This window comes from Microcystis sp. BLCC-F209 (assembly GCF_041928595.1).
Classification (GTDB): domain Bacteria; phylum Cyanobacteriota; class Cyanobacteriia; order Cyanobacteriales; family Microcystaceae; genus Microcystis.
The window spans coordinates 1-5,792 of the sequence record NZ_JBHFLL010000126.1; the positions used below are offsets into that span (position 1 = coordinate 1).

10 protein-coding genes and 2 pseudogenes are annotated in these 5,792 nt (G+C 44.8%); all 12 read left to right on the forward strand.

Annotation, left to right across the window (positions count from 1 at the left end):
- The first annotated feature begins 129 nt into the window (after positions 1-129).
- Positions 130-495: a clan AA aspartic protease gene (locus ACE1AQ_RS07955; RefSeq protein ID WP_110544408.1), complete on the forward strand. Its 366-nt coding sequence runs from the start codon at positions 130-132 to the stop codon at positions 493-495.
- A gap of 249 nt (positions 496-744) precedes the next feature.
- On the forward strand, positions 745-1,020 hold the full coding sequence (locus ACE1AQ_RS07960; protein WP_002752924.1) for a hypothetical protein: 276 nt from the start codon (positions 745-747) through the stop codon (positions 1,018-1,020).
- On the forward strand, positions 1,017-1,385 hold the full coding sequence (locus ACE1AQ_RS07965) for a hypothetical protein (RefSeq protein ID WP_008205589.1): 369 nt from the start codon (positions 1,017-1,019) through the stop codon (positions 1,383-1,385). Before ACE1AQ_RS07960 ends, ACE1AQ_RS07965 begins: the two co-directional genes overlap by 4 nt.
- A 190-nt stretch (positions 1,386-1,575) precedes the next feature.
- The gene (locus ACE1AQ_RS07970) at positions 1,576-1,626 is read left to right on the forward strand and encodes a hypothetical protein (RefSeq protein WP_230400958.1); all 51 of its coding nucleotides are present in this window, start codon (positions 1,576-1,578) and stop codon (positions 1,624-1,626) included.
- Between the two features lie 142 nt (positions 1,627-1,768).
- Positions 1,769-2,005 (forward strand): DUF4160 domain-containing protein, encoded by a 237-nt coding sequence (locus tag ACE1AQ_RS07975; protein WP_008205592.1) that lies wholly within the window; start codon positions 1,769-1,771, stop codon positions 2,003-2,005.
- Positions 1,986-2,294, forward strand: a complete 309-nt coding sequence (locus ACE1AQ_RS07980) for a DUF2442 domain-containing protein (protein ID WP_002752921.1) — start codon at positions 1,986-1,988, stop codon at positions 2,292-2,294. The genes ACE1AQ_RS07975 and ACE1AQ_RS07980 overlap by 20 nt, the downstream gene beginning before the upstream one ends.
- 722 nt (positions 2,295-3,016) lie before the next feature.
- The gene (locus tag ACE1AQ_RS07985) at positions 3,017-3,256 is read left to right on the forward strand and encodes a hypothetical protein (protein WP_002739406.1); all 240 of its coding nucleotides are present in this window, start codon (positions 3,017-3,019) and stop codon (positions 3,254-3,256) included.
- Positions 3,249-3,638 carry a type II toxin-antitoxin system VapC family toxin gene (locus tag ACE1AQ_RS07990; protein ID WP_002763446.1) on the forward strand — a complete coding sequence of 130 codons (390 nt, stop codon included), beginning with the start codon at positions 3,249-3,251 and terminating at the stop codon, positions 3,636-3,638. The genes ACE1AQ_RS07985 and ACE1AQ_RS07990 overlap by 8 nt, the downstream gene beginning before the upstream one ends.
- Before the next feature lie 99 nt (positions 3,639-3,737).
- Complete coding sequence (locus ACE1AQ_RS07995; RefSeq protein ID WP_002738487.1) at positions 3,738-4,142, forward strand: hypothetical protein; 405 nt, start codon at positions 3,738-3,740, stop codon at positions 4,140-4,142.
- 167 nt (positions 4,143-4,309) lie between these two features.
- On the forward strand, positions 4,310-4,540 hold the full coding sequence (locus ACE1AQ_RS08000) for a DUF433 domain-containing protein (protein WP_002779924.1): 231 nt from the start codon (positions 4,310-4,312) through the stop codon (positions 4,538-4,540).
- 3 nt (positions 4,541-4,543) lie between these two features.
- Positions 4,544-4,855 (forward strand): annotated as a pseudogene (locus tag ACE1AQ_RS08005) (DUF5615 family PIN-like protein); the annotation flags it as partial.
- A gap of 134 nt (positions 4,856-4,989) precedes the next feature.
- Positions 4,990-5,622: pseudogene (locus ACE1AQ_RS08010) on the forward strand (peptidase S8); the annotation flags it as partial.
- Positions 5,623-5,792 lie beyond the last annotated feature (170 nt).

Genomic DNA, 5,792 nt, shown 5'->3' on the forward strand with positions numbered 1-5,792 from the left:
CTAAGACGCATTTAAAGCACTTATTCTTAAGATTAGCCGAATCTCCCCCAATCCCTTTACTGTTGCCTCTTGCCTCTTGCCTCTTGCCTCGTCTCAACAAGCAATTTAAATGCTTAACAGCTTAGTTAAGTGATTTCAGGTATTGTGGCTAATGGACACCCGCTTATCACTATCCTATTTCGGATTCCAAATCGCGCTGACTTTCCGATTGAGTTTGTAGTAGATACAGGATTTACAGATGAGCTTTGTTTACCACCCGAAGCAGTAGCATTACTGAATCTTCCTTTCAGGTACGATATGCGTGCGAATTTAGCAGACAACAGCCAAGTAATGCTGCCTCTTCACAAAGCAATTATTATCTGGAATGGTGAGGAGCGAGAAACTCGTGTATTTGCCACAGGGCGGCGACCCCTGGTTGGAACTGCTTTATTAGATAGCCATGAACTTGTGATTCAGTTTACGGAAGGTGGGTTGGTAACGATTGATGATTTGTAGTGCGATGCCGAAGGCACTGCGTAGCAGCACGCCGATCTTGTAGGGTGCGTTCCCTAAGGCGACTCCTACTGCTCCAGCGATCGATTTTTGGGGAACGCACCATGCACATTGATTGAAGCGCCGATTCAAATTTGAAGTGCACCACTGGGGGGCTTGCGATGAGGCGGCTCATCAGTAGTAGAGCGGGAGCACTTCGTTAGAATAAATCAAAGTATAATTAAGTCAAAATACTGAGTTGAGGTCAACCAGATGGCAGTTCGTCAACGGCGTTATCCCAAAGATGAGTTAGCCGAGCGAGGGCAAAAACTCTACGAATCTGGCATTCGGCAGCAAGTCGAAGCCGGTAATGAAGGTAAGATTGTAGCGATCGACATTGAAACTGGAGAGTTTGAAGTCGATGAAAACGTTGTGCCTGCAACTAATCGGCTCTTTGAACGTCACCCCGATGCCCAACCTTGGATCATTCGTATCGGACATCGCGCTGTTTATCATTTCGGGGCACGGAGTTTGAAGAAAAATCCATGATGGAAGGTGTTGTAAATTTGCGGCGTGAAGCCACGCTAAGGATTGTAGTCGGAAACTCAAATCGGCAACTGCAAGCGGTTGACGCGGTGATTGATACTGGGTTCAATGGATTTTTATCTTTGCCCTCTACAATCATCGCTACATTAAATTTACCTTGGAGTGGTTCTGATTTTATCACGCTGGGTGATGGCAGTGAAACTTATTTTGATCTGTACACTGGGACTGTGATATGGGATGGGCAGTACCAAGAGATTGATATTGCAGAATCAGAAACAGAGCCTCTACTAGGAATGGCGCTGCTTTACAGATATCGGTTGCAGGTCGATAACATTGAGGGCGGTAAGGTCAAGATTGAAGCCTTATGAGCCAGTGCTAGAAGAGATTCGGTGAGGCGCGGTCTAACAACGCAGCCGTAGGGTGCGTTCCCTAATGTGGCTCCTACTGCTCCACCGCTCGATTTTTGGGGAACGCACCATGCACATTGATTGAAGCTGTGGGTTTAAGTGCGATGCCGCTCCTCCCGCTCAAACCCCGGAACCCTCTGCTCTCGTTGGTCTGGGGGCCGTCGTCGCTCTGGGGGCTGGCTTCAAGCGCCGCCGCGCCTAGGCAGACAAAAACTAAGCGTTAATTGAAGGTATTACAACAGGAGAACCGCAAGGGTCTCTTTTTTTGTGGGTAATTGTGAATTAGAGAAATTGACATATAATAAGAGCATAGAGCTAAATATACCTTTAAAATAGCTTTTCTCATGCCTACCGTCCTTCAAGTTGGGCCTTACAGTTTTATCTTTTTCAGTTCAGATCAACGAGAGCCAGCCCATATCCATGTCAAACGCGATCGCAAACTCGCTAAATATTGGCTTGATCCCATTACCTTAGAGAAAAACCGAGGATTCAAAGAACATGAATTAAACCAGATTGCTAAACTAATAACAGAACATCAACCCGCAATCCTAAGCGCATGGCATGATTACTTTGACCCTTGAAACCGAGCCAATTGCCCATCAAGTGACCCTAACCGACGATAAATTAATAATCGACCTAGCCGACGGTCGCAGCATCACCGTTCCGCTAACATGGTACCCTCGTTTACTGCACGCCTCCCCCGCCGAGCGTCAAAATTGGCAACTCTTAGCGGATGGATGTGCTATCGAATGGCTCGATCTAGATGAGCATATTGGTATCGAAGGACTATTAGCTGGTCGGCGCAGTAGCGAGAGTTCACGCTCCCTGAATCGATGGTTAACAACTCGCAGACAAACTGTAACCGAGTAAATGGGGACAATGTTTCTGTTGTGCCACCCCAACTCCTCCATTCTTGCCCTGTAATTTATATCAAAATTTACTTAAACCTTGACAATGAGGCAGAGGCTTAACAACGAGCGATCGCGCTTTTCTTGGCGCTCTGCGATCAACCCTGCCAGATGGCAAATCTCACGCTTTTTTTGAAAAACACCAGTGCGATCGCCGATCTTGTAGGGTGCGTTCCCTAATGTGGCTCCTACTGCTCCAGCGATCAATCGATTTTGGGGGAACGCACCATGCACATTGATTGAAGTTGTGATCCCAAATCCCGTTACAATAAAATGAGTAAAGACGAGGTTTTAGACCCGATTTTTTTGATACCATTTGGTGAATAATCGACCTCTGGTAAGCTAGGGAGCGCCAGAGCAGGGAGAGCAGAGCGTTTGTACTAAATTTTCTATGTCTTTTTTCTTCTCCTGTCTCGGATTCTCCTAACCTAAGGTCAGGTTTTTGATTTTTGCAGGAGATCTATAGCGGGTTTCCCAGAAGTTAGTCCCGATTGAATCTATCAAGGGATTTACGATACCTTACCCGAAATAATAGTGAAATTTTGTGACAAAGTGCAGCCAGATACAAGAATCTTTGCTACATTCCCAGAAGGCTTCTGTGATAAGTCTCCTTAAAGGAGGCTCTTTGCAGTAAGCTAATCTGGCTAACACGCTTTTGGGCGTGATATGGGGGAGGATACAACCATGACTCATGAGATTTTAGGTGAATTTTTATCTTTGCCTGCTGAAGCACAGAGCCAAGTAGTCAGCCTGATCGCTTTTTTGAAACAAAAGTACATATATTCTGAACCTCTGTCTGCATCGTCAAATGTTGATTTAGTTAATGATCCCTTTGTTGGAATGTGGCGCGATCGTCAAGATTTAGATAGTACTACTTGGGTGCGAAATTTACGAGAAAGCGAGTGGTCAAAGACAAATGGCTAGTTCAACTATCGTAGATACCGACATAATCATTGATGTTGGTCGTGGTATTCCTGAAGCAGTCAATTGTCTGCAAAGACTACAATCAAGTTCCAGATTAGCAATTAGCGTAGTTACACAAATGGAACTAATTGTTGGCTGCACTAACAAGTCAGAGTTACGGACGCTGGAAAAATTCCTTCAACAGTTTGATGTAATCAGAATTGACCAACCTATTTCAGACAAAGCGGTTGACTTACTTCGCTTGTATCGGCTAAGTCACGGTTTGCTGATTGCCGATGGCTTGATTGCAGGTACAGCAATAATATGGAATTACCCTTTTATCACCAAGAATCAACGAGACTACCGATTTATTCAAAATTTAAATGTATTACCCTACCCTTAGCGAAAAGCCTAACTAGACCGTTATGCCGCAAGTCCTCGGTGGAGGGTGTAAACAGGGCTAGTTCATCGGTATCTGAAGTTAAAAAAGGAGAATTGGTTCTTGAGCGAGGATAAAGAGTATCAATGGCTTCAGTTTGAAAAACTGATAGATTTGCATAAATTTTATTTTGAAAATTTAATCAAATCCGCCTCTTTTTCCTTTGGAATTATTGGGGCAATTTTGACCTATGTAATCAGTGCTAAACTTAGCGAAAACTTAATCCGGCTTGCTCTTCAACTACCATTTCTACTCAGCATCGGGACGTTCATTATGTTTTGTTTCGGCACATGGAAGACTTGGGATTTGTCAAATTGGGTGAAGCATCATCAGGCAGAACTTGGAATTGATTGGCGACCTCATGCCGAAACTTTAACCTATATGTCAATCGCGTTTGCTCTATTGTTCTTAATAGTAGCCATTGGTCTTGGAGGACTTATTGCAAATCCCTCAATGCTACAGCCGTAGGGTGCGTTCCCTAATGTGACTCCTACTGCTCCACCGATCGATTTTTGGGGAACGCACCATGCACATTGATTGAAACTGTGATACCAAATCCTGTTATAATAAAACGAGATATAGGGTGCGTCCCACGCAGCCTTTACCTTTTTGAAAACACTTTCAATGATGTAGCTATGGACTGGGAAACTCGAATTACACTAAATCCCGATATTTTGGTGGGAAAACCTATCATTAAAGGAACAAGGATTGCGGTTGAATTTATCATCGATCTTCTCGCCCAAGGTTGGAGTATTGATGAAATTCTGCGAAACTACCCAGGTATTACAGTAGAAGATATTCAAGCTTGTCTTAGCTATGCTAGTGTAATGCTCAAATCTGAGAAAGTCTATGCTATTCCTGCTTAACTGATCCGTTTTCTAGCGAACGAAAATTTCCCCCTTGATGCGGTTGAAGCCCTACGACAAAATGGCCATGATGTCCTGTGGATTAGGGTGGAATCCCCCGGAATCTCGGACCGTGAAGTTTTAAGTCGCGCCCAAGCAGAAAATCGTATTCTCTTGACATTTGATAAAGATTTTGGAGAACTCGCCTTTCGTTCAAGGTTGCCGGCCAGTGTTGGTATTATTTTGTTTAGAATAAGAGTACCTTCTGCATCTGTAGTCGCTGAGAAAGTTGCCAAGGTTATCTCATTGCGGGATGACTGGTATGGACACTTTACAGTTATTGAAGAAGACAAAATTAGAATGAGAGACTTAACGGTGAGATGCCGAAGGCACTGCGTAGCAGTACGCCGATCTTGTAGGGTGCGTTCCCTAATGTGGCTCCTACTGCTCCAGCGATCGATTTTTGGGGTACGCCAATTTACGCCATTGAACCCCTTGGCTCTTTTTCCCGCGAAGTTTATGCGGCTTTACAGGAACTTCTTTCGGGACAAGTGCAAGCAGAAGACAGCCCCGAATATATCGAGCGTGTCAGTATTCCGGGACGGATTACTGGGCGGACAGTACGCCTGTTCTCAGGACAAGTTGTTCCCGTCATTGAACCGGATAGCCCCCGGGGAATTTATGGTTGGCACGTTAATACTTTAGTCAGTGCGGCAATAGAAGCCGTTGGTGCAGAACAAACAGAAGCCCAAGAAAGCCAAATGCGCCGCACTTTGAGTAGTTTCCTCAACCGCATCTACTACGATTTACGCAATTTAGGGCAAACTTCCCAAGACCGCGCCCTCAATTTTGCCGCGACTAACGCTTTCCAAGCAGCGCAAACTTTTTCTGAGGCTGTGGGTGCGGGGATGGAACTCGACAGTATTAACGTTTCTAAGAGTCCTTTCTGTCGGCTGGATAGCGATTGTTGGGACGTACAGTTAAAATTCTTCGACCCGGAAAATAGCCGCCGCGCTCGTAAAATCTTCCGGTTTACAATAGATGTGAGTGATTTAATTCCTGTTACTTTGGGCGAAGTGCGTTCCTGGTCTTCTCCTTATTAGTCCTCTCCCCTGCGCTGACTTCTGACTTCAAGTAGGGTTTGCTGAATAATGGTAAAAACCTTACAGGAAAGGGCTTTTAGCTTGATTGAGAGCTTCCCAAATGCACTTAAATCTGCTAGAATCTCTTAAAACCCTTGCATCACCCTTGCATCACCCTTGCATCTTCTCTA